The 19750-nt window shown below is 71.9% G+C and carries 18 protein-coding genes; 9 read left to right on the forward strand and 9 right to left on the reverse strand.

Features of this window, described 5'->3' with window-relative positions; translation table 11 throughout:
- Positions 1-9 precede the first annotated feature (9 nt).
- Together KAK07_RS06935 and KAK07_RS06940 are read right to left on the reverse strand one after the other, a co-directional pair.
- Positions 10-198 carry a hypothetical protein gene (locus tag KAK07_RS06935; protein ID WP_210859797.1) on the reverse strand — a complete coding sequence of 63 codons (189 nt, stop codon included), beginning with the start codon at positions 196-198 and terminating at the stop codon, positions 10-12.
- Positions 199-209: 11 nt separating this feature from the next.
- Entirely contained in the window at positions 210-554 is a 345-nt protein-coding gene (locus KAK07_RS06940; RefSeq protein ID WP_210851330.1) for a PspC domain-containing protein, read from the reverse strand.
- Positions 555-707: 153 nt separating this feature from the next.
- Here KAK07_RS06940 and KAK07_RS06945 point away from each other — a divergent pair, with 153 nt between their 5' ends.
- From KAK07_RS06945 to KAK07_RS06970, 6 genes are all read left to right on the forward strand, one after another.
- On the forward strand, positions 708-1904 hold the full coding sequence (locus tag KAK07_RS06945) for an amino acid aminotransferase (RefSeq protein WP_210859798.1): 1197 nt from the start codon (positions 708-710) through the stop codon (positions 1902-1904).
- 78 nt (positions 1905-1982) lie between these two features.
- A complete protein-coding gene (locus KAK07_RS06950) occupies positions 1983-2366 on the forward strand; it encodes a DUF1924 domain-containing protein (protein ID WP_210851334.1) in 384 nt (127 codons plus the stop codon).
- Between the two features lie 11 nt (positions 2367-2377).
- Complete coding sequence (locus KAK07_RS06955; RefSeq protein WP_210859804.1) at positions 2378-2824, forward strand: diheme cytochrome c; 447 nt, start codon at positions 2378-2380, stop codon at positions 2822-2824.
- Between the two features lie 10 nt (positions 2825-2834).
- A complete protein-coding gene (locus tag KAK07_RS06960) occupies positions 2835-3581 on the forward strand; it encodes a cytochrome b/b6 domain-containing protein (protein ID WP_247664256.1) in 747 nt (248 codons plus the stop codon).
- Positions 3581-4249: a response regulator gene (locus tag KAK07_RS06965; RefSeq protein WP_210859805.1), complete on the forward strand. Its 669-nt coding sequence runs from the start codon at positions 3581-3583 to the stop codon at positions 4247-4249. Before KAK07_RS06960 ends, KAK07_RS06965 begins: the two co-directional genes overlap by 1 nt.
- A complete protein-coding gene (locus KAK07_RS06970) occupies positions 4246-5607 on the forward strand; it encodes an ATP-binding protein (protein ID WP_210859808.1) in 1362 nt (453 codons plus the stop codon). Before KAK07_RS06965 ends, KAK07_RS06970 begins: the two co-directional genes overlap by 4 nt.
- Here KAK07_RS06970 and KAK07_RS06975 read toward each other — a convergent pair whose 3' ends face one another.
- Positions 5608-6552 (reverse strand): LysR family transcriptional regulator, encoded by a 945-nt coding sequence (locus tag KAK07_RS06975; RefSeq protein ID WP_210859809.1) that lies wholly within the window; start codon positions 6550-6552, stop codon positions 5608-5610.
- Between the two features lie 255 nt (positions 6553-6807).
- On the opposite strand from KAK07_RS06975, the gene KAK07_RS06980 reads away from it, so the two are divergent.
- The 3 genes from KAK07_RS06980 to KAK07_RS06990 all read left to right on the forward strand — a co-directional run bounded on the left by KAK07_RS06980 (position 6808) and on the right by KAK07_RS06990 (position 9914).
- Complete coding sequence (locus KAK07_RS06980; protein WP_210851346.1) at positions 6808-7074, forward strand: hypothetical protein; 267 nt, start codon at positions 6808-6810, stop codon at positions 7072-7074.
- An 89-nt stretch (positions 7075-7163) separates the two neighbouring features.
- On the forward strand, positions 7164-8558 hold the full coding sequence (locus tag KAK07_RS06985; RefSeq protein ID WP_210859811.1) for an amidase: 1395 nt from the start codon (positions 7164-7166) through the stop codon (positions 8556-8558).
- Positions 8559-8567: 9 nt separating this feature from the next.
- Positions 8568-9914 carry a tetratricopeptide repeat protein gene (locus KAK07_RS06990; RefSeq protein ID WP_247664257.1) on the forward strand — a complete coding sequence of 449 codons (1347 nt, stop codon included), beginning with the start codon at positions 8568-8570 and terminating at the stop codon, positions 9912-9914.
- 21 nt (positions 9915-9935) lie between these two features.
- On the opposite strand, the gene KAK07_RS06995 is transcribed toward KAK07_RS06990, so the two are convergent.
- The 6 genes from KAK07_RS06995 to KAK07_RS07020 all read right to left on the reverse strand — a co-directional run bounded on the left by KAK07_RS06995 (position 9936) and on the right by KAK07_RS07020 (position 19742).
- Positions 9936-11789, reverse strand: coding sequence for a PAS domain-containing sensor histidine kinase (locus KAK07_RS06995; protein ID WP_210859813.1), 1854 nt, complete (start codon positions 11787-11789; stop codon positions 9936-9938).
- Positions 11790-11848: 59 nt separating this feature from the next.
- Positions 11849-12997, reverse strand: coding sequence for a benzoate/H(+) symporter BenE family transporter (locus tag KAK07_RS07000; RefSeq protein ID WP_210859815.1), 1149 nt, complete (start codon positions 12995-12997; stop codon positions 11849-11851).
- A gap of 12 nt (positions 12998-13009) precedes the next feature.
- Positions 13010-14896, reverse strand: a complete 1887-nt coding sequence (locus tag KAK07_RS07005) for a potassium transporter Kup (protein ID WP_210851351.1) — start codon at positions 14894-14896, stop codon at positions 13010-13012.
- Between the two features lie 106 nt (positions 14897-15002).
- Positions 15003-16298 carry a glutamate--cysteine ligase gene (gshA, locus tag KAK07_RS07010; protein WP_210851352.1) on the reverse strand — a complete coding sequence of 432 codons (1296 nt, stop codon included), beginning with the start codon at positions 16296-16298 and terminating at the stop codon, positions 15003-15005.
- A 154-nt stretch (positions 16299-16452) separates the two neighbouring features.
- On the reverse strand, positions 16453-17214 hold the full coding sequence (locus KAK07_RS07015; RefSeq protein WP_210851353.1) for a sulfotransferase family 2 domain-containing protein: 762 nt from the start codon (positions 17212-17214) through the stop codon (positions 16453-16455).
- Positions 17211-19742, reverse strand: a complete 2532-nt coding sequence (locus KAK07_RS07020; protein ID WP_210859817.1) for a glycosyltransferase — start codon at positions 19740-19742, stop codon at positions 17211-17213. The genes KAK07_RS07015 and KAK07_RS07020 overlap by 4 nt, the downstream gene beginning before the upstream one ends.
- Positions 19743-19750 lie beyond the last annotated feature (8 nt).

Consider the following 19750-nt stretch of genomic DNA (forward strand, 5'->3'; position numbering starts at 1 on the left):
GCTTGTGCCTCAGTGGCGCATCAGGCGCCACGGCAGCCAGATCAGCGCCGCCAGCCTGACGAAGGGCCAGGAGATCAGCATCCCCAGCAGCCGAAACGGCAGCGTGATCAGCCACACCAGCGGCCACAGCACCAGCGCCAGCAGGGCCAGCGGCCAGCACAGCACGAACAGCAGACACCACAGCAGAAAGCTCAGCATGGCCGCGTTCCTCAGGCGATCTGGGCCGACGGCGGCAGCGGGCGCTCCGCCAGCGGCACCAGGAACCAGGCCAGCAGGTAGAGCACGAAGCCGGTACCACCGCACAGCGCCAGGCCCAGGAAGACCAGACGCCAGATCCACGAGGCCAGGCCGGTGGCCACCGCCAGCCCGCCGCAGACGCCGCCCAGCCAGCGGTCATCGCGGTGGCGGCGCAGGCCATTGAGGCCGCGGCTGACCTGGCCGGCCACCGAGGGGCCGGCGATCAGCTGCGCCTTGGCGCGGGCGTACTCGTCGTCACTCAGCTGGCCCTCGGCATGCAGGCGGGCCAGGCGTTCCAGGTCGTCGGGCAGGGACATTGCGTTCTCCTTGGGGTGGTCCATCACTCGATGACTGCACTGTGCGCCTGTCGCGGCGGCGGCGCCAGCCCCGGGCGACGAAGGGCGGTCCCGGCGGGACGAAACGCCGCTGGCGGCGATAATCCGGGCCCCCTTCCTCTCTTCGAGCCCACCATGTTCGCGCACATCGAGCCCTACGGCGGCGACCCGATCCTCACCCTCAACGAGAACTTCCAGAAGGACCCGCGCGAGGGCAAGATCAACCTGTCGATCGGCATCTACTTCGACGATGCCGGTCGCATCCCGGTCATGGCCTGCGTGAAGGAGGCCGAGGCGCGCATTGCCGCCCAGGTCGGCCCCAAGCCCTACCTGCCGATGGAAGGCCTGGCGGCGTTCCGCTCGGGCGTGCAGACGCTGCTGTTCGGCGCCGGCCACCCGGCGCTGGCCGAGCGGCGCGTCACCACCATCCAGACCGTGGGCTCGTCCGGTGGTCTGAAGGTGGGCGCCGACTTCATCGCCCGCTGGTTCCCCGGCAGCGGCATCTGGGTCAGCGACCCCACCTGGGACAACCACAAGGCGGTCTTCGAGGGGGCCGGCCTGACGGTGGGCACCTACCCCTACTACGACGCCGCCACCGGCGGTCTGCGCTTCGAGGCGATGTGCGAAGCGCTGCGTGCACTGCCCGCGAAGAGCGTGGTGCTGCTGCACGCCTGCTGCCACAACCCCACCGGCGTCGACCTCACCGCCGCGCAGTGGGACGCGCTGATCCCGCTGCTCAAGGAGCGCGGCCTGATCGCCTTCCTGGACCTGGCCTACCAGGGCTTTGGCGACAGCGTCGATGACGACGCCTACGCGGTGCGCGCGCTGGCCGCCTCGGGCCTGTCCTTCTTCGTGGCCAACTCGTTCAGCAAGAGCCTGTCGGTCTATGGCGAGCGCTGCGGCGCGCTGAGCGTGGTCTGCCCCGATGCGGCCCAGGCCGAGCTGGTGCTGGGCCAGCTCAAGGCCACGGTCCGCCGCAACTACTCCAACCCGCCGCTGCACGCCGGCCTGCTGGTGGCCAGCATCCTGAACACGCCGGAGCTGCACGCGATGTGGGTGGCCGAACTGGATGGCATGCGCGCACGCATCAAGACCATGCGTGAGCGCCTGCACGCGGTGGTCAGCGCCAAGGTGCCGGGCCGCGACTTCAGCTACTTCCTGACCCAGCGCGGCATGTTCAGCTACACCGGCCTGAGCGCGGCCCAGGTCGACCGCCTGCGCGAGGAGTTCGGCGTCTACCTGGTGCGCTCGGGCCGCATGTGCGTGGCGGGGCTGAACACCGGCAACGTCGAGCGCACGGCCCAGGCGATGGCGGCGGTGCTGGCGGTTTGATCCCCGTCAGACCGGCGTTAAGAGGGGCCTAAGCCCCCTTGGCCACCATGGGCACCATCGCTTCCCGATGGAGTGCCCATGTTCAAGCCCCTGATCCTTGCCGCCCTGCTGGGCGGCGCCCTGGCGGCCCAGGCCGCCACCCCCGCCGAGCTGCTGGCCGGCTACACCGCCCAGGCCGGCACGCCGGCCCAGGCCGCGCGCGGCCAGGCCTTCTTCACCAGCAAGCACGGCAAGGAATGGTCGTGCAGCAGCTGCCATGGCGCCACGCCCACCGGCACCGGCCAGCACGCCAGCACCTCCAAGGCGATCAAGCCGCTGGCGCCGTCGGCCAATGCCGAGCGCTTCACCGAGCTGGCCAAGTCCGAGAAGTGGTTCCGCCGCAACTGCAACGACGTGGTCGGCCGCGAGTGCACCGCCGGTGAGAAGGCCGACGTGCTGGCCTGGCTGCTGACGCTGAAGTGAGGAGCCCGGCCATGATCAAGACCTGGATCACCACCGCCGCGCTGGCCCTGAGCGCCCTGTCGGCGCTGGCCGACGAGCACGGCTCCCGCACCCCGCCGCTGCCGGCCTACCAGTCCGAGTGCGGCAGCTGCCACGTGGCCTTCCCGGCGCGCGGCCTGCCGGCCTCGTCCTGGCAGCACCTGATGGGTGGCCTGGGCAAGCACTACGGCACCGATGCGTCGCTGGACGCGCCCACCGCCAAGGCGATCGGCGACTGGCTGCAGGCCAACGCCGGCCGCGGCGAGGCGCCGACCGAGGACCGCATGACCCGCAGCCGCTGGTTCGTGCGCGAGCACGACGAGGCCGGCCCCGGCGTGTTCCAGCGCGCCTCGATCAAGTCGGCCAGCAACTGCGCCGCCTGCCACACCCGCGCCGCCGAAGGCAGCTTCCGCGAGCGCGAGATCCGCATCCCGAAATAAGGAGCCTGCGATGGACACCTCCATGAGCCGCGTGCGCGTCTGGGACGTGCCGGTGCGCGTCTTCCACTGGCTGCTGGTGCTGAGCTTCGCCGGTGCCTGGCTGAGCGCCGAGAGCGAGCGCTGGCGCCTGCTGCATGTGACGCTGGGCTACACCGTGGCCGGCCTGGTGGCCTTCCGCGTGGTGTGGGGCCTGGTGGGCACCAAGCCGGCGCGCTTTGCCAGCTTCGTGCGTGGGCCGGCGGCGGTGCTGGCCTACCTGAAGGGCCTGCTGGCCGGCCGCGCGCCGCACACCACGGGCCACAACCCGGCGGGCGCGCTGGCCATCGTCGGGCTGCTGGGCCTGGCCGCGCTGACCACGGGCCTGGGCTGGGCCACCTACAACGAGCTGGGCGGCGATCTTGCCGAGGAGGGCCACGAGCTGGCCGCCAACCTGATGCTGCTGCTGGTGGGCGTGCACCTGCTGGGCGTGCTGGTGGGCAGCCTGGCGCACCGCGAGAACCTGGTGCGCGCCATGTTCACCGGCCACAAGCGCGGCCAGCCCGATGAAGGCGCGCAGCGCGCCTGGGCGCCGCTGGGGGCGCTGCTGCTGGCGCTGGTGCTGGGCTTCTGGGCCTGGCAGTGGCGCAGCGCGCCGCAGCCGGCGGCGGCATGGCAGACTGCGGCGGTCGAGCCCGCTCAGGCGCAGGGTCCGCTGGCCGCGCTGAAGGCGATGCTCGACGACGACGATGATGACGATGACGACAAGGAAGGTCACTGATGCGCATCCTGCTGGTCGAGGATGACCCCCTGCTGGGCGACGGCCTGCGCGCCGGCCTGCGCCAGCAGGGCTTCCAGGTGGACTGGGTGCGCGACGGCCTGGCCGGCGAGCGCGAGCTGCGCAGCGGCGCCTACACCGCCGCCGTGCTGGACCTGGGCCTGCCCGGCCTGGACGGCATGGAGGTGCTGCGCCAGACCCGCGCCGCCGGCGGCCACCTGCCGGTGCTGGTGCTGACCGCGCGCGACGCGATCGACGACCGCGTCCGCGGCCTGGACGGCGGCGCCGACGACTACGTGGTCAAGCCGGTCGACCTGCATGAGCTGGGCGCGCGCCTGCGCGCGCTGGTGCGCCGCGCCCACGGCCAGGTGCAGGAACAGCTGCAGGCCCAGGGCGTGGCGCTGGACCCGGCGGCGCGCACCGTGACGCTGGACGGCGAGCCGGTGGCGCTGTCGATGCGCGAGTTCGACCTGCTGCAGGCGCTGATGCTGGGCGCCGGGCGCGTGCTCTCGCGCGAGCAGCTCGAGCAGAGCCTGTACAGCTGGGGCCAGGAGGTGGAGAGCAACGCGGTGGAGGTGCACATCCACCACCTGCGCAAGAAGCTGCGCCCGGAGCTGATCACCACCGTGCGCGGCGTGGGCTACACCATCACCCGCACGCCGCCGGCATGACGGCACGTTCGCTGCAGCTGCGCCTGGCGCTGCGCACGCTGGCCATGGTCGGCGGGCTGTGGCTGCTGGCGGCGCTGTGGACCGCCTGGGACGCACGCCACGAATTGGACGAGCTGTTCGACGCCCACCTGTCGCAATCGGCCGCGCTGCTGGTGGCGCAGCAGTCGGGCGGGCACGGCGACGATGACGCCGAGGCCATCGAACACGCGCTGGGTGGGGGCCGCAAGGGCCATCCGTATGAGCGCAAGGTGGCCTTCCAGGTCTGGCACGAGGGCCGCCTGGGCGCGCATTCGCCGAATGCCGACGGCGCGCCGCTGTCCACGCTGAGCGAGGGCTTCGAGACCATCCAGTACCGCGGCGCCACCTGGCGCCTCTTTGCCGCCAACGGCGCCGAAGACGACGTGCAGGTCTACGTGGCCGAGCAGGAGGAGGTGCGGCTGGACGTGCTGTGGCCGGTGCTGCAGGGCACCTTCGGGCCGCTGCTGCTGGTGCTGCCGCTGGTGGCGCTGTCGGTGTGGTGGTCGGTGCGCCAGGGCCTGGCGCCGCTGCGCGAGCTGGGCGAGGTGCTGCGCCAGCGCGCGCCGCAGCAGCTCTCGCCGGTGGCCCTGTCCGATCCGGCACCGACCGAGCTGCAGGCGCCGCTAGACGCGCTCAACGCGCTGCTGGAGCGCACCGGCCGGCTGATCGATGGCGAGCGCCGCTTCACCGCCGACGCGGCCCATGAGCTGCGCACGCCGATTGCCATCGTCCGCACCCAGGCCCAGGTGGCGCTGGGCGCCACCGACGACGCCGAGCGCCGCCACGCGCTGCAGTCCACGATCGCCGGTTGCGACCGCGCGGTCCACCTGGTGCAGCAGTTGCTGACGCTGGCGCGCCTGGACGGCAGCGCCGGCCAGCGCGCCGCCAGCGTGCACGACGGCGCGGTGATGGCGCGGCGGCTGCTGGGCGAGCTGGCGCCGCAGGCGCTGGCGCGCGGCCAGACGCTGGAGCTGGACGCCCCCGATCACTGCGCGCTGGCGATGGACGAGGCCCTGGCGGCGATGCTGCTGCGCAACCTGGTCGACAACGCACTGCGCTACAGCCCCGATGGCGCCACCGTGCAGGTGACGATCCACGCGGGGCCGGACGGCGCGCGCTGGACCGTGGAGGACAGCGGTCCGGGCCTGTCCGAGGCCGACCAGGCGCGGCTGGGCGAGCGCTTCTTCCGCGCTGGCGCCACCCAGGACCAGGCGGGCAGCGGCCTGGGCTGGTCGATCGTGCGGCGCATCGCCCAGGCGGGCGGGCTGGGCATCACGCTGGGCCGCTCGGCGCGGCTGGGCGGCTTGTCGGTGCAGGTGGCCTGGCCGCCCGCGGCCTGATCACTGCGGGCCCGGCGCCTGCGCCACCTGCTGGCGCAGCCAGGCCTGGGCGGGCACCGCGTCCAGCCGCATGTGCCACAGCATCGCCACCTGGATCGGTTGCAGCGAGAACGGCAGCTCGCAGGTCAGTAATTCGTCCGGCACGCCGGTGGCACCCAGGAAGGACACCGGCAGCACCGTCAGCAGGTCGGAGCCGGCCACCACCTGACCGGCGGTGTAGAACTGGTTGACCGTCAGCACGATGCGCCGGCGCCGGCCCAACGCCAGCAGCGCCTGGTCGACGAAGCCGTGCGGCCGGCCCGAGAAACTCACCAGCAGGTGCTGCGCGGCGCAGTAGGCGTCCAGGTCCAGCGGCCGCCCGGCCAGCGGGTGGCCGCGGCGCATCACGCACACATAGCGGCTCTCGTAGAGCTGCTGGTGGCGCAGCGTGGCGGTGTCGCCCTCGGCCACCAGGCCGGTGATCGCATCGGGGAAATGGCCCACCGCCAGGTCGGCGTCGCCGCGCGCCAGCAGCGCCCGCGGGTCGCGCGTGGTCAGCGGCAGCACGCGGAAGTTGACCGCCGCGCCGCTGCGCTCGACGGTGGCGATCAGGTGCGGCATCAGCAGCACCGCGGTGGCGTCGACCATCGCCAGACGGAAGTTGACCGGGTCGGCCACCGGGTCGAAGTCCTGCGGCGCCAGCGCCTGCTGCAGCCCCGCCAGCGCCGCGCGCACCTGCGGCCACAGGGCCTGGGCGCGCGCCGTGGGCTGCATGCCGCGCGCGCCGCGCTCGAACAGGGTCTCGCCCAGGGCGTCGTGCAGGCGGCGCAGCGCGTGGCTGGCGGCGGGCTGGGTCATCGCCAGGCGGCTGGCGGCGCGGGTCAGGCTGCCCTCGGCCATCAGGGTGTCGAACACACGCAAGAGGTTCAGGTCCAGCGTGCGGAAATTGGCCTGGCTGCGAGACATGCCTGAAATTTATATCTGACTTGAAGAATATTCAGTCGACAAACACTGGTGGTAACCCTAGGATTGCACCCCATGAGCCTGCACCCGTCCCCTCTGGCCCGCCCCCGCGCCGCGTCGCTGCGACAAGTCATCGCCGCGTGGCTGCGCGGCTGGCCGTGGCGACTGCGCAGTGCGCCGGTCGGTTACCGCTGACCCATTCCCCTGGCTCGCGGGACGCGGCGAGCCGCTTGATCGGACACCCCGAAGGAGCATTCCATGGCTGCCATCACCTCCCAGACCTTCCATCCCGCCCCCACCCTGGGCATGCCGCGCGGCGCGCGCATCGCCGCCACCGCCTTCCTGGCGCTGCTGTCGGGCATCTCGCGTCACCTGGCCCACCAGGTCACCGCGCCGCGCCGCCGCAGCCGCTCGGACGAAGCCGCCGAGGTGCGTGAAATGGCCCGTCACTGGGAACACTCCGACCCCGGCTTCGCCGCCGACCTGTACGCCGCCGCCGCCCGCCACGAGGGCCTGGACGACTGATCGTCCGGTCGCCGCGCCGCACTGACGGCCGGCCGCGTTTTTGAGGCACCATCGGGCCTGTCGCCCTGACGGGCGCTCCGATGGGGCCGATGACCGCACTGCACGCGATTCCCGCGGCCGAACTGGCGCCGCTGTACCGCCGGCGCACCTTGTCGCCGGTGGAGGTCACCCAGGCGGTGCTGGACCGCATCGCCGCCTGTGATCGGCGCATCGCCGCCACCTGGGCGCTGGACCCCGAGGCCGCGCTGACGCAGGCCCGCGCCAGCGAGTTGCGCTGGGCGCGCCGCTCGCCGCTGGGGCCGCTGGACGGCGTGCCGGTCACGCTGAAGGAAAACATCGCCTCGCGCGGTGTGCCCCAGCCGCTGGGCTGCGCCGCCTCGCTGCTCAACCCCGCCCGCGAAGACGCCCCGCCCACCGCGCGCCTGCGTGAGGCCGGCGCGGTCTTCGTGGCCCGCACGACGATGCCCGACTGGGGCATGCTCAGCTCGGGCCTGTCCAGCTTTCACCGCCTGACCCGCAACCCCTGGGACCTGCGCCGCAACCCGGGCGGCTCCAGCGCCGGCGCGGGCGCTGCCGCCGCGATGGGCTACGGACCGATCCACCTGGGCACCGACATCGGCGGCTCGATCCGCCTGCCCGCCGGCTGGTGCGGCGTGGTGGGCCTCAAGCCCAGCCTGGGCCGCATCCCGATCAAGCCGCCGTACATCGGCCGCGTGGCCGGCCCGCTGACGCGCACCGTCACCGACTGCGCGCTGGCGATGAGCGTGCTCAGCCGCCCCGACTGGCGCGATGCCAGCAGCCTGCCGCCCGCCGACATCGACTGGCTGGACCTGCAGCGCCCGCTCAAGGGCCTGCGCCTGGGCGTGCTGCTCGATGCCGGCTGGGGCGACCCGCTGCAGCCCGAGGTGCGCGACGCGGTGATGCTGGCCGCGCTGCTGTTCGCCGCCGAGGGCGCCGAGCTGGTGGAGCTCAAGCCGATCTCCACCCGCGCGATGGTCGACGGCCTGGACCGCTTCTGGCGCATGCGCTCGTGGCTGGACTACGCCGCGTTGCCGCCCGAGCGCCAGGCCAAGGTGCTGCCCTACATCCGCCGCTGGATCGAGCGCGGCGCGCAGATGAGCGGCGAGGAGGTCTTCCGCGGCTTCAGCCAGATCGCTGCGCTGCGCGACGCGGCGATCGCCGCCACGCACGGTGTGGACTATGTGCTCTCACCGGTCAGCCCCGACGTCGCCTTCGGCGCCACCAAGGCCAGCCCGCTGAACGACCCCGAGCGGCCCTTCGAGCACATCGCCTACACGCTGCCCTACAACATGAGCGAGCAGCCGGCGATCTCGGTGCCCGCGGGCCATGACCGCCGCGGCCTGCCGATCGGACTGCAGATCGCCGGACGGCGCCATGACGACATCGGCGTGCTGCGCCTGGCCCGCGCCTGGGAGCAGATCCGCCCGCCGCTGCGCGACTGGCCCGAGCTGCCCGCGGCTTAAGATCACGCCATGAGCGCGCCCGCGGACCCGGCCCAGTTGCGCGACCAGCGCGACCAGCGGCTGGGCACGGCCTCGCGCGCTGCCGCCGACGCGGCCGAGACCGCGCTGTGGCGCCTGGTCAGCCAGATCGGCTCGCCCGAGGAGGCGCTGGACCAGGCCTGTGCGGCCGACCCGGCCTGGGCCTGGCCGCCGCTGATGCGCGCCGGCCACCGCCTGCTGCAGGCCGACGGCCGCCTGGACGACAGCACGCGCGTCGCGCTGGCCGTGGCCAGCCGCCACATCGAGGGCGCGCCGCCGCGCGAGCAGCGTCACCTGGCCGCGCTGCAGGCCTTGGCCGAGGGCCGCTGCGCAGCGGCCTGCCAGGTCTGGGACGACCTGCTGCTGGACCACCCGCACGATGCGCTGGCCCTGCTGTGGGCGCAGGCCTGGGACCTGCGCCGCGGCGAGCTGCCGCCCCTGCAGACGCGCCCGGCCGAGGTACTGCCCGAGTGGTCGCCCGAGGACCCGCTGCACCCCCACCTGCTGGGCCTGTATGCCTTCGGCCTGCAGGAGAACCAGCGCGACGCCCAGGCCGAGGAAGTGGCCCGGCGGGCGCTGGCCCGCGAGCCCCAGGTGCCGCGCGCGGTGCTGGCGGTGGCCCATGTGATGGAGAGCCAGGGCCGCTTCGACGACGGCACCGCCTGGCTGCGCCAGCACCAGGCCGGCTGGGCCGACGACTCCGCGCTGGCCGCCCACCTGTGGTGGCACATGGGCCTGTTCCGGCTGGAGGCGCTGGACCTGTCCGGCGTGCACCGCCTGATCGACGCCCACCTCAGCGGCACCGCCCTGGTCGGCGATGCCGACCACCGCGATGCCGTCGCCCTGCTGTGGCGCCTGCATCTGCTGGGCGAGGACGTCGGCGCGCGCCTGGTGCAGCTGCTGGCGGCCTGGCCGGCCGACGAGGGCGAGGCCGGGCTGTGCGCCTTCCACGACCTGCACGTGCTGCTGTGCCTGCTGGGCGCCGACGAGCTGGTGCGGGCCGAGCGCTGGGTGGCGCGCGTCGCCGCCCGTGCGATGCAGGCCGAGGACGCCCGGCGCAGCAACCACGCGGTGACCCGCGAGGTGGCCCTGCCGGTGATGCGCGCGCTGCTGTCGATGGCCCGCGGTGACGCCGGCGCCGCCTGCAGCGCGCTGCGCGCCAGCCGCCCGCACTGGCCGCGCCTGGGCGGCAGCCGGTTGCAGCGCGACCTGCTCGAGCTGACCCTGATCGCCGCCGCTGCCCGCGCGCCGCAGCCGGCGCTGCACCGCGCGCTGCTCAACGCCCGCCGCCTGGCGCGTGCGGCGTCGCCGCTGCTGCGCCACCTGGAAGCGCACTGAGGGGCCCGCTGGGCGGCGTGCTCAGGCCCAGGGCAGCCGCAAGGAGAAGGTGGCGCCCTCGCCCGGCGCGCTGTGCGCACTCAGCGTGCCGCCCATCGCCTGCGCCAGCTGCTGTGACAGCGACAGGCCCAGGCCCGTGCCCTCGATGCCGCGGCGCGCGGCGTCCAGGCGCTCGAAGGGGCTGAAGAGGCGGGCGATCTGTTCGGGGGTCAGGCCCTGGCCCTCGTCGCGCACCTCGAAGACGATGGCCGGGCCGTCGGCGCGCAGCGTCACGTGCACCGCACCGCCCGGGCGGTTGTACTTGACCGCATTGCTCAGCAGGTTGACCAGCACCTGCAGCAGGCGGCGGCGGTCGGCGCGCACCGGCGGCAGCGCCGGCGGGATGTCGCGCACCAGGGAGCAGGGCGGCCGGCCAGTCAGCGGGGCGGCCTGCACCATGGACCAGGCCTCCTCCAGCAGGGGCTCGGCCGACAGGTCGCTCAGGCTCAGCTGCAGCTGGCCGCTCTGGGCGGCCGACAGATCCAGCACCTCGTCCACCAGGTCCAGCAGGTGGCGGCCGGCCTGCAGGATGTGGCCGGTCCATTCGGTGGCGGTGCTGCCGGGCGGCAGGTCGCGCTGCAGCAGCTGGGCGAAACCCAGCACCGCGTTGAGCGGCGTGCGCAGCTCGTGGCTGACGCGCGAGAGCAGCTGGGTCTTGGCCTGATTGGCGGCCTCGGCGCGGTCGCGTTCCATGCGCAGCGCGTCGGCCTGGCGGCGTGCGGTGATGTCGGTGTGGGTGCCGATCATGCGGGCCGGGCGGCCCTCGGCGTCGCGCTCGATCACCAGGCCGCGCGACAGCACCCATTTCCACTGGCCGTCGCGGCAGCGCACCCGGTGCTCGTTGACGTAGGTGGGCGCGCGGCCGCTGAAATGGGCCTCGCGGTCGCGCAGCATCGCCGGCACGTCGTCGGGGTGGGTCAGGCTGTCGAGCACCCGCGGGTTGTGCGCCAGGTCGGCTTCGGTGTAGCCGTACATCGCCAGGAACTGCTCGGAGTAGGTCTCCTCGCCGGTCTGAAGGTTCCAGTCCCAGACGCCGTCGCCGGTGCTGTTGAGCGCCAGCTTCCAGCGCTCGTTGCTCTCCAGCAGCCGCGCCTCGGCACGCTTGCGGGCGGTGACGTCGATCACCACGCCGGCGTACTCGCTGCGCTGCGGCGTCAGATGGACCGGCGTGGAGCGCACGTGCAGCCACTTCTCTGAGCCGTCGGCCAGCAGCACGCGATGTTCGATCGACAGCGTGCGGCCGCTGGCCCGCGCGGCCTCGCTGGCGGCGGCCACGCGGGCGGCATCGGCCGGGTGCCACAGGCGGCGGATCGCGTTGCCGTCGGCCATCACCTGCTCGGGCGTCAGGCCCAGCAGCTCGCGCACACCGCGGCTGACGTAGGAAAAGATCCGCGTGCCGTCGGGCTGCATCACGGTGCGGAAGACCATGCCCGAGACCTGGTCGGCGATGCGGTCCACCTGGTCGCGGCTGTGTTCGAGGTCGCTGATGTCCTCGACCGTACCTTCGTAGCAGCGCACGCGGCCCTCGGCGTCGCGCAGTGCATGGGCGTGTTCGCGCACCCAGATGCGTTCGCGCGTGCGGTGGCGGTGGATTTCGGAAACGAAGCCCTGCACCTGGCCGTCGCGCGCCAGCAGCCGCATGAACTCACGTCGCCGTCCGGGCTGCACGTACCACTCGCTGCCGATGTCGCGCACTGCGTGCAGCAGTTCGGCCTCGGTGCTGTAGCCATTGATGCGTACCAGCGCCGGATTGGCGCGCAGCATCGTGCCATCGGGGTGCGAGCGGTAGGCTCCGATGGGCAGGAAATCGAAGAAGCTGGAGAAGTCGTCGTGCACGACGGGCCTGACGCGCGGTGGCGTGACCCCTGCCACGCTCAGCCAGCGAGCTTAGCGCATCAGCGCGGCCGCAGCAGCAGTGCGGCTGCTCCTGCCACCACGCCCCAGAAGGCCGAGCCGATGCCCAGCAGGCTCACGCCCGAGAGCGTGACCAGGAAGGTCAGCAACGCGGCATCGCGGCGCGACTCGTCCTTAAGCGCGCCGTGCAGGCCACCGGCGATCGTGCCCAGCAGCGCCAGGCCGGCCAGCGTCACCACCAGGCTGCGCGGCAGCGCGCTGAACAAGGCCACCACCGCACCGCCGGCCAGGCCGGTGGCCAGGTAGAACACGCCGGCCGAGGCGGAGGCCCAGTAGCGGCGGCGCGGGTCGTCGTGCGCCTCGGGGCTCATGCACAGCGCCGCGGTGATCGCGGCCAGGTTGATCGCGTAGCCGCCCAGGGGCGCCAGCAGCAGGCTGACCAGGCCGGTGGTGCCCACCACCGGCGAGACCGGGGTGTCGTAGCCGGCAGCGCGCTGCGCGGCCACGCCCGGCAGGTTCTGCGAGGCCATGGTGACGATGAACAGCGGCAGGCCCAGGCTGATGATCGCTGCCGGCGCGAACACGGGCGTGGTCCAGACCGGTTGGGTCCAGGCCAGTGTCACGCCGCCCAGGGCCAGCCGACCGCCCACGGCAGCCACCGCCAGCCCGCACAGCAGCACGCCCGGCACCGCGTAGCGCGGCCACCAGCGCCGCCCGGCCAGGAAGGCCGCCAGCATCGCCAGCACCAGCGGCGGGTCCACCGCAGTGGCCAGCGCCGCATCCAGTGCAAAGCGCACCAGGATGCCGGCCAGCAGCGCCTGGGCGATCGCCGCGGGGATGCGCTCCATCAGCCGCTCGAACAGGCCGCTGTAGCCCGCCAGCGCGATCAGCAACGCGCAGACGATGAAGGCGCCGGTGGCCTCGGGCAGGGCCAGGCCGTGGCTGGCGGCGATCAGCGCGGCGCCGGGCGTGGACCAGGCCGTCAGCACCGGGCGCCGGTACCACAGCGACAGGCCGGTGCTGGTGACCGCCATGCCCAGACCCAGGGCCCACAGCCACGAGGCCGTCTGGTTGGGCGTGGCGCCCAGCGCCTGCGCGGCGGCGAAGACGATGGCCACCGAACTGGTGTAGCCCACCAGCACGGCGATGAAGCCGGCGACGATGGCCGGCAGGGACAGGTCCTTCAGCACCGAGGAAGGCCCTCAAATCTCCACTTTCGCACCGAGCTCCACGATGCGGTTGGACGGCAGGTTCAGGAAGTCGGCCATGTCGGCGGCGTTGCGGTGCATGCTGGCGAAGAGCTTTTCGCGCCACATGGCCATGCCGGCGCCGAAGGTGGGGATCACCGTGTCGCGGCTGAGGAAGTAGCTGGTGTCCATGTCGTCCAGCGGCACGCCGCGGTCCTTGAGCTGCTGCAGCGCCTCGGGCACGTCGGGGTCGTTCTTGAAGCCGAAGTTCAGCGTCACCTGCCAGCAGTCATGGCCCAGCGATTCCAGCTGCAGGCGCTTGTCGAAGCCGATCCAGGGCACCTCGTGGTGGCGCACGGTGACGAACAGGTTGTACTCGTGCAGCACCTTGTTGTGCTTGAGGTTGTGCATCAGCGCGTTGGGCGTGAGGCCCTGCTCGGCCACCAGGAAGACCGCGGTGCCGGGCACCCGCACCGGCGGGCTGACGAAGATGGCCTCGAGGAAGCCGGCCAGGTCGATCGCCTCGTCGCGCACACGGTCGCGCATCAGGCGCCGGCCCTGCTTCCAGGTCAGCATCAGCAGGAACATGCCGGCGCCGATCAGCAGCGGGAACCAGCCGCCCGCCACCAGCTTGAGCATGTTCGACAGGAAGAAGGTGATGTCGATCGTGAAGAAGAACACCGTGACCAGGATCGACAGGCCCAGCGGGTACTTCCAGCCGTAGCGGATCACGAAGAAGGTCATCACCGTGGTGATCGACATGTCCAGCGTCACCGCGATGCCGTAGGCCGAGGCCAGGTTGGACGAGTTCTTGAACAGCGCCACCGCCAGCACGATGAAGACGTACAGGCTCCAGTTGATGAAGGGCACGTAGATCTGGCCGGTGTCCTTGACCGAGGTGTGCTTGACCGCCATGCGCGGCAGGATGCCCAGCTGGATGGCCTGCTTGGTCACCGAGAAGGCCGCCGAGATCAGCGCCTGCGAGGCGATCACCGTGGCCGCGGTGGCCAGGAAAACCAGCGGCAGCTGGGCCCAGTCGGGCGCCATGTGGAAGAAGGGGTTGGCCACCGCCTCGGGTTCCTTGAGCAGCATCGCCCCCTGGCCGAAGTAGTTGACCACCAGCGCCGGCATCACGAAGCCATACCAGGCGATGCGGATCGGCCGCTTGCCGAAGTGACCCATGTCGGCGTAGAGCGCTTCGCCGCCGGTGACGCACAGCACCACCGCGCCCAGCGCGATGAAGGCCACCAGCGGCTGGGCGATGAAGAAGCCCGCCGCATGCACCGGGTTCAGCGCCACCAGCACCGCCGGGTTGTCCAGGATGTGCGGGATGCCCAGCAGCACCAGCACGATGAACCAGACCAGCGTGATCGGGCCGAAGAACTTGCCGATGCCGCCGGTGCCGAAGCGCTGCACCGCGAACAGGCCGGTCAGCACCAGCAGCGTGATCGGGATGATCCAGCTGTGCAGTGCCGGCGCGGCCACCTCCAGGCCCTCGACGGCCGACAGCACCGAGATGGCGGGCGTGATCACGCCGTCGCCGTAGAAGATCGCGGTGCCGAACAGGCCCACCACCATCAGCACCCGGCGCAGCGCCGGCTTGTCCTTCACGGCGGTGGTGGCCAGGGCCAGCATGGCGATCAGGCCGCCTTCGCCGTTGTTGTCGGCGCGCAGGATCAGCAGCACGTACTTCAGCGAGACGATGATGGTCATCGTCCAGAAGATCAGGCTGAGCACGCCCAGGATGTTGCCGGGCGAGGCCTCGACATGCCCGGCGTGGAAGACTTCCTTCAGCGCGTAGAGCGGGCTGGTGCCGATGTCGCCATAGACCACGCCCAGCGCGGCCAGCGTCAGGGCGGCCAGGGCGGGCAGGGAGCGGTTGTCTTGCGAGGAGGCGCTCAAAGGATCGGGTGCGGTACGGCGAAGCGCCTATTGTGCGCTGCAGCCCCCCCTGCCGTGGACGCCCGGGCGTGGCGCCACCGCCACAACCGGGCCTTGCATCCGGCGATCAGTCGTAGGTTTCGGCGTTCGGGTCGGTGGCTTCCAGCTCGTAGGCCGCGGCCAGCATCGCCAGGCGACCGATGACGCCGTACATGTAGAAGCGGTTGGGCGCGCTGACGCCCGGCTTCTCGCCCGGGCGGGGCAGCTGGTTGCTCTTCTCGAAGGCCAGCGGCACGAAGCTGGCGCCAGGGGCATTGAGGTTCTCGTCGATGCCGCGCTCGGCATGCACGCGGTAGAAGCCGCCCACCACGTAGCGGTCGATCATGTAGACCACCGGCTCGGCCACCGCCTCGTTGACCCGCTCGTAGGTGGGCACGCCTTCCTGGATGATCACCTGGGTCACGCGCTGGCCGTCCTTGACGACGTCCATCTTGTTGCGCGTGCGGCGGTTGACCTCGTCCAGGTCCTTGGCGTCGCGCACCGTCATGATGCCCATGCCGTAGGTGCCGTTGTCGGCCTTGACGACGACAAAGGGCTTCTCGCCGATGCCGTATTCCTTGTGCTTGCGGCGGATCTTGGTGAGCAGCGCATCGACCTGGGTCTGCACGCACTCCAGGCCGGTGCCGGCCTGCCAGTCGACCTCGCCGCAGTGGGCGTACATCGGGTTGATCAGCCAGGGGTCCATGCCCAGCAGCTTGGCGAACTTCTTGGCCACTTCCTCATAGGCCTCGAAGTGGCGGGTCTTGCGCCGCACCGCCCAGCCGGCGTGCAGTGGCGGCAGCAGGTACTGCTCGTGCAGGCCCTCCAGCACCGCGGGAATGCCGGCCGAGAGGTCGTTGTTGAGCAGGATGGTGCAGGGGTCGAAGTTCTTCAGCCCCAGGCGGCGCTGGGTGCGCAGCAGCGGCTCCAGCGTCAGGCTGGTGCCGTCGGGCAGCTCGATCGGGGTGGGCTCGGTGATCGCCTCGTCCAGCGTGCCCAGGCGCACGTTCAGGCCGGCGTTGGTGAAGATGCGCACCAGCCGCTGCACGTTCATCAGGTAGAACATGTTGCGGGTGTGGCGCTCGGGCACCAGCAGCAGGTTGCGCGCCTCGGGGCAGATCTTCTCGATCGCCGCCATCGCCGCCTGCACCGCCAGCGGCATCATCTCGTCGGTCAGGTTGTTGAAGCCGCCCGGGAACAGGTTGGTGTCCACCGGGGCCAGCTTGTAGCCGGCGTTGCGCACGTCCACCGAGGTGTAGAAGGGCGGGGTGTGCTCCATCCATTCCAGGCGGAACCAGCGCTCGATCGCCGGCATCGACTCGAGGATGCGCTGCTCCAGCTCGTTGATCGGGCCGGTGAGTGCGGTGACAAGGTGGGGGACCATGGCGGCGGGCAGCGGGGGTGCGGTGGGCGATTGATTCTAGGCAGATGGGGCCCGCCGGGGGGATTTCCAGCCACCCGGTCCCAAAAAGTGGCCGCACCCCGGCGGTGCGCCCGGGGAAGACGCCGCCCGCCGAACCAGCAGGCGCCGTGCCGCCTCAGGTGCGGGCGCGCAGCCGGGCCAGGGCCTGTTCGTGCAGGCGCAGGTCGTCGGCGTTGTGGGTCAGCAAGGCGGTGTAGCAGGCCTCGCCCACCTCGGCGCGCAGGCGCTCGAGGCGTTCCTCCAGCGGCGCGCTGGTGTCGCGGCTGACGTTGGCATGCACGCTGCGGGCGACGAACTCGGGCAGATCCTGCTGCACCAGCGACTGCAGCAGCGCCATCGAGCGGTCGAACTCCTCGACCACCCCCACGAAAGGCAGGGTCTCCACCGCCCGGCTGGCGCGCTCGAATTCGGTGCCCTCGGCCGGCGGGAACATCGGCGCGAAGCGGCTGACGTGGAAGTTGCGGCACTGCCGGTCGCGCCCCATCGACAGGCGCACCTCGATGTAGCCGGCCAGCGTGGTGTGGCGGGCCAGCACGCTGCCAAAGCCGTCACCGCCCTGCTTGCGCTCGAAGGCGTAGGCCGAGGCGATGCGGTCGATCGGGTGGCGGATGAAGATCACCGGCAGGATGTCGACCTGACCCATGTCGGGCGGCGGCAGCTCGACGGTGTGCGACGAGAAGGCCACCGCCTCGGGGTGCTCGCGGATCCATTCGGCCACTTCGCGCCGGTGCGGCGCAGGGTTGGCGCGGGCCGCGAATTCGCGCGTCACCCAGCGGCTGCCGAAGCAGGCCCGCAGCAGTTCATCCACCGAGGTGCCGGCGTTCTTGAACAGGTGGTGGTGCAGGATGACCTTGCGGCGCGGGCGGGGTGGCGTCATGCGGTGCTGGCCGGGCTGGCGTCGATGGCCGCGGCGATCGCGGCATCCACCACCTCGGCGGAACAGTGGTCGGCGATCATCGCCAGGCCGGCCTGGGCCAGGCGCTCGGCCAGCGCGCGGTCGGCGTGCAGGGCCAGGATCTTCGCGGCGAAGGCGGCCGGGTCCTCGGCGACCAGTTCACCCAGCGGCCCGTTCACGGGAATGCCCTCGGCGGCGCAGGGCGTCATCACGCAGGGCAGGCCGGCGGCCAGCGCCTCCAGCACCTTGCCCTTGACCCCGGCGCCGTAGCGCAGCGGCGCCACGCTGAGCAGGCTGCGCTCATAGACCTCATGCACGTCGGGCACGTAGCCCAGCGCACGCACGCGGGCGCTGCCCAGGCGGCGCACCTCGTCGGTCATGTAGCTGCCCACCAGCGTGACGGTGATGTCCGGGGCGGTCTGCCAGACCAGCGGCATGATCTGCTCGACCAGCCAGCGCGCGGCGTCGACATTGGGCGTGTGGCGGAAGCCGCCGACGAAGACCACGCCCTGGCGCTGGCGGGCCTCGGTCTTGACCGGGCGCAGCGCATAGGTCCAGGGCACGACGTGCACGCGCGAGCGCGGCGTGGCCTCGGCCAGCAGGGCCTGCTCGACGCTGGAGTGCACGATGGTGGCGTCCACCGACTGGATCACCGACAACTCGACCTGGCGCACCTCGGCGGCACGCTGGGCCAGCGCGGCGTTGTCGGTGTGACGGGCCTCGCGCTCCATGCGCAGGTGGTGCAGGTCGGCCACGTTGTAGAGGATGCGCGCCTGCGGCTGGTGGCGGCGCAGCATGCCGGCGTACTTGGTGCCGTTGGTGAAGCGGTGCAGGTAGACCACGTCGATCGACCACGGGCACTTGCGCAGGTACTCCTCCACGCTCCAGTAGAACGGGTGGTAGATGCATTCCACGCCCAGGGCCTGCAGCGCCTCGGTGTAGGGGCTGATCCGGGCCATGTTGTCGGCCGGGATGAAGGTGACCTTGTAGCCCAGCCGGATCAGCGAGCGGATGTGCTGCATCGCGGCGTTGCTGCCGGCGTCCTGGTCGGGCGTGGGCACCACGTCGTCGATGAACAGGGCCCGCTTGGTCACGCCGCGCTCGGCCTCCAGATCGGGCTGACCGGTGTTGAAGCTGTGGCGACCCAGCACGTCCTTCCAGCGCTCGTAGAACTTGCGGTGGTTGACGGCCTGGTACTGCTTCATGCCGCTGCCGGTGACGCTGGTGCCGCTGGTCACGCCCTCCAGGTGCACCACCACCGACTGCGGCTGCACCACCACCCGCCAGCCCGCCTGGCGCACGCGGAAGCACAGGTCGGTGTCCTCGTAATAGGCGGGGGCGAAGTGCAGGTCGAAGCCACCCAGTTCATCGAACAGGGCCTTGCGGATCATCAGCGCGGCGCCGGAGACATAGTCGACATCGCGCAGGTGGCTGTAGCGCGGCTCGGCCGGGTTGCCGTGGCGGCCCCAGTTCCAGGCGTCACCCATGCGCCAGACGATGCCGCCCACCTCCTGCAGCGAGCCGTCGCCGAACAGCAGCTTGGAGCCGGCCACGCCCACGCGCGGCACCTGCTCGAAGGTCTTGACCAGCTCGTCCACCCAGCCCGGACGCACCAGGGTGTCGTTGTTCAGGAAGAACAGGTACTCGCCGCGCGCCAGCGAGGCGCCGCGGTTGCAGCTCTTGACGAAGCCCAGGTTGACGTCATTACGCACCACCCGCACCGTGCCGCCGAAGACCAGCGGCGCCAGCAGGGTCTCGTCGGCCGAGCAGTCATCGACCAGGATCAGCTCGATCGGTGCCTCGGGCAGCGCCTTGGCGATCGCGTCGATGCAGTCGTAGGTCAGCTGGAACTTGCCATACACCGGGATCACCACCGACACCAGCGGCGCCTCGGCCAGCGGCAGGCGCAGCGGGCGGTAGCGGGTGGACAGCGCCACACTGGCGCCCTGCACCCATTGCGCCGGCGTGGCGGCGTCGATCAGCTCGCTCAGTGGGCCCAGGTCGGGCAGGGCCGGCGCGGCGGTGAGCTCGGCGCGGCGGCGCATCAGCAGGCCCAGCTGGTCCACCAGGAAGGCCAGCGGCGGGTCCAGGTCGGCGGCGCGGCGCGCGGTGTCGGCCTGGTTGCGGCACAGCATGGCCAGGTGGCGCTGCGCGGCCAGGTCCAGGCCGCCGTCCTCGCGCACCAGCTCGCGCGGCGAGCCCATCAGATCGACGCCATCGCGCAGCCGGCGCACGGTGATGCGGTGGCGCGAGCGCGGCAGCAGCGAGGGGCTGAAGCTCAGCACGAAGCCGCAGTAGCCGTTGCCCAGGCCAGCGTCGCGCACATCGGGGCGGAACAGGTTGGCCTCGATCGTGGCCAGGCGCTCGCCGCCGTCCAGGATCTCCACGATCGCCGGCTGGTCGGGCGTCTCGGGGTCCCAGGCCCAGCCCGAGATCTGGGTGGCCGAGACCTCGTCGACGTGGCCGCTGCCGAAGCGGGCCACCAGCTCGTGCGCGGAGGGTGTGCTCATGGAGGAGA

The sequence above is a fragment of the Ideonella alba genome (genome assembly GCF_018069875.1).
GTDB lineage: Bacteria > Pseudomonadota > Gammaproteobacteria > Burkholderiales > Burkholderiaceae_C > Ideonella > Ideonella alba.

Coding starts and splice junctions, on each gene's coding strand:
- KAK07_RS06935 (WP_210859797.1), bottom strand. CDS start 198: ATGCTGAGCTTTCTGCTGTGGTGTCTGCTGTTCGTGCTGTGCTGGCCG.
- KAK07_RS06940 (WP_210851330.1), bottom strand. CDS start 554: ATGTCCCTGCCCGACGACCTGGAACGCCTGGCCCGCCTGCATGCCGAG.
- KAK07_RS06945 (WP_210859798.1), top strand. CDS start 708: ATGTTCGCGCACATCGAGCCCTACGGCGGCGACCCGATCCTCACCCTC.
- KAK07_RS06950 (WP_210851334.1), top strand. CDS start 1,983: ATGTTCAAGCCCCTGATCCTTGCCGCCCTGCTGGGCGGCGCCCTGGCG.
- KAK07_RS06955 (WP_210859804.1), top strand. CDS start 2,378: ATGATCAAGACCTGGATCACCACCGCCGCGCTGGCCCTGAGCGCCCTG.
- KAK07_RS06960 (WP_247664256.1), top strand. CDS start 2,835: ATGGACACCTCCATGAGCCGCGTGCGCGTCTGGGACGTGCCGGTGCGC.
- KAK07_RS06965 (WP_210859805.1), top strand. CDS start 3,581: ATGCGCATCCTGCTGGTCGAGGATGACCCCCTGCTGGGCGACGGCCTG.
- KAK07_RS06970 (WP_210859808.1), top strand. CDS start 4,246: ATGACGGCACGTTCGCTGCAGCTGCGCCTGGCGCTGCGCACGCTGGCC.
- KAK07_RS06975 (WP_210859809.1), bottom strand. CDS start 6,552: ATGTCTCGCAGCCAGGCCAATTTCCGCACGCTGGACCTGAACCTCTTG.
- KAK07_RS06980 (WP_210851346.1), top strand. CDS start 6,808: ATGGCTGCCATCACCTCCCAGACCTTCCATCCCGCCCCCACCCTGGGC.
- KAK07_RS06985 (WP_210859811.1), top strand. CDS start 7,164: ATGACCGCACTGCACGCGATTCCCGCGGCCGAACTGGCGCCGCTGTAC.
- KAK07_RS06990 (WP_247664257.1), top strand. CDS start 8,568: ATGAGCGCGCCCGCGGACCCGGCCCAGTTGCGCGACCAGCGCGACCAG.
- gshA (WP_210851352.1), bottom strand. CDS start 16,298: ATGGTCCCCCACCTTGTCACCGCACTCACCGGCCCGATCAACGAGCTG.
- KAK07_RS07015 (WP_210851353.1), bottom strand. CDS start 17,214: ATGACGCCACCCCGCCCGCGCCGCAAGGTCATCCTGCACCACCACCTG.
- KAK07_RS07020 (WP_210859817.1), bottom strand. CDS start 19,742: ATGAGCACACCCTCCGCGCACGAGCTGGTGGCCCGCTTCGGCAGCGGC.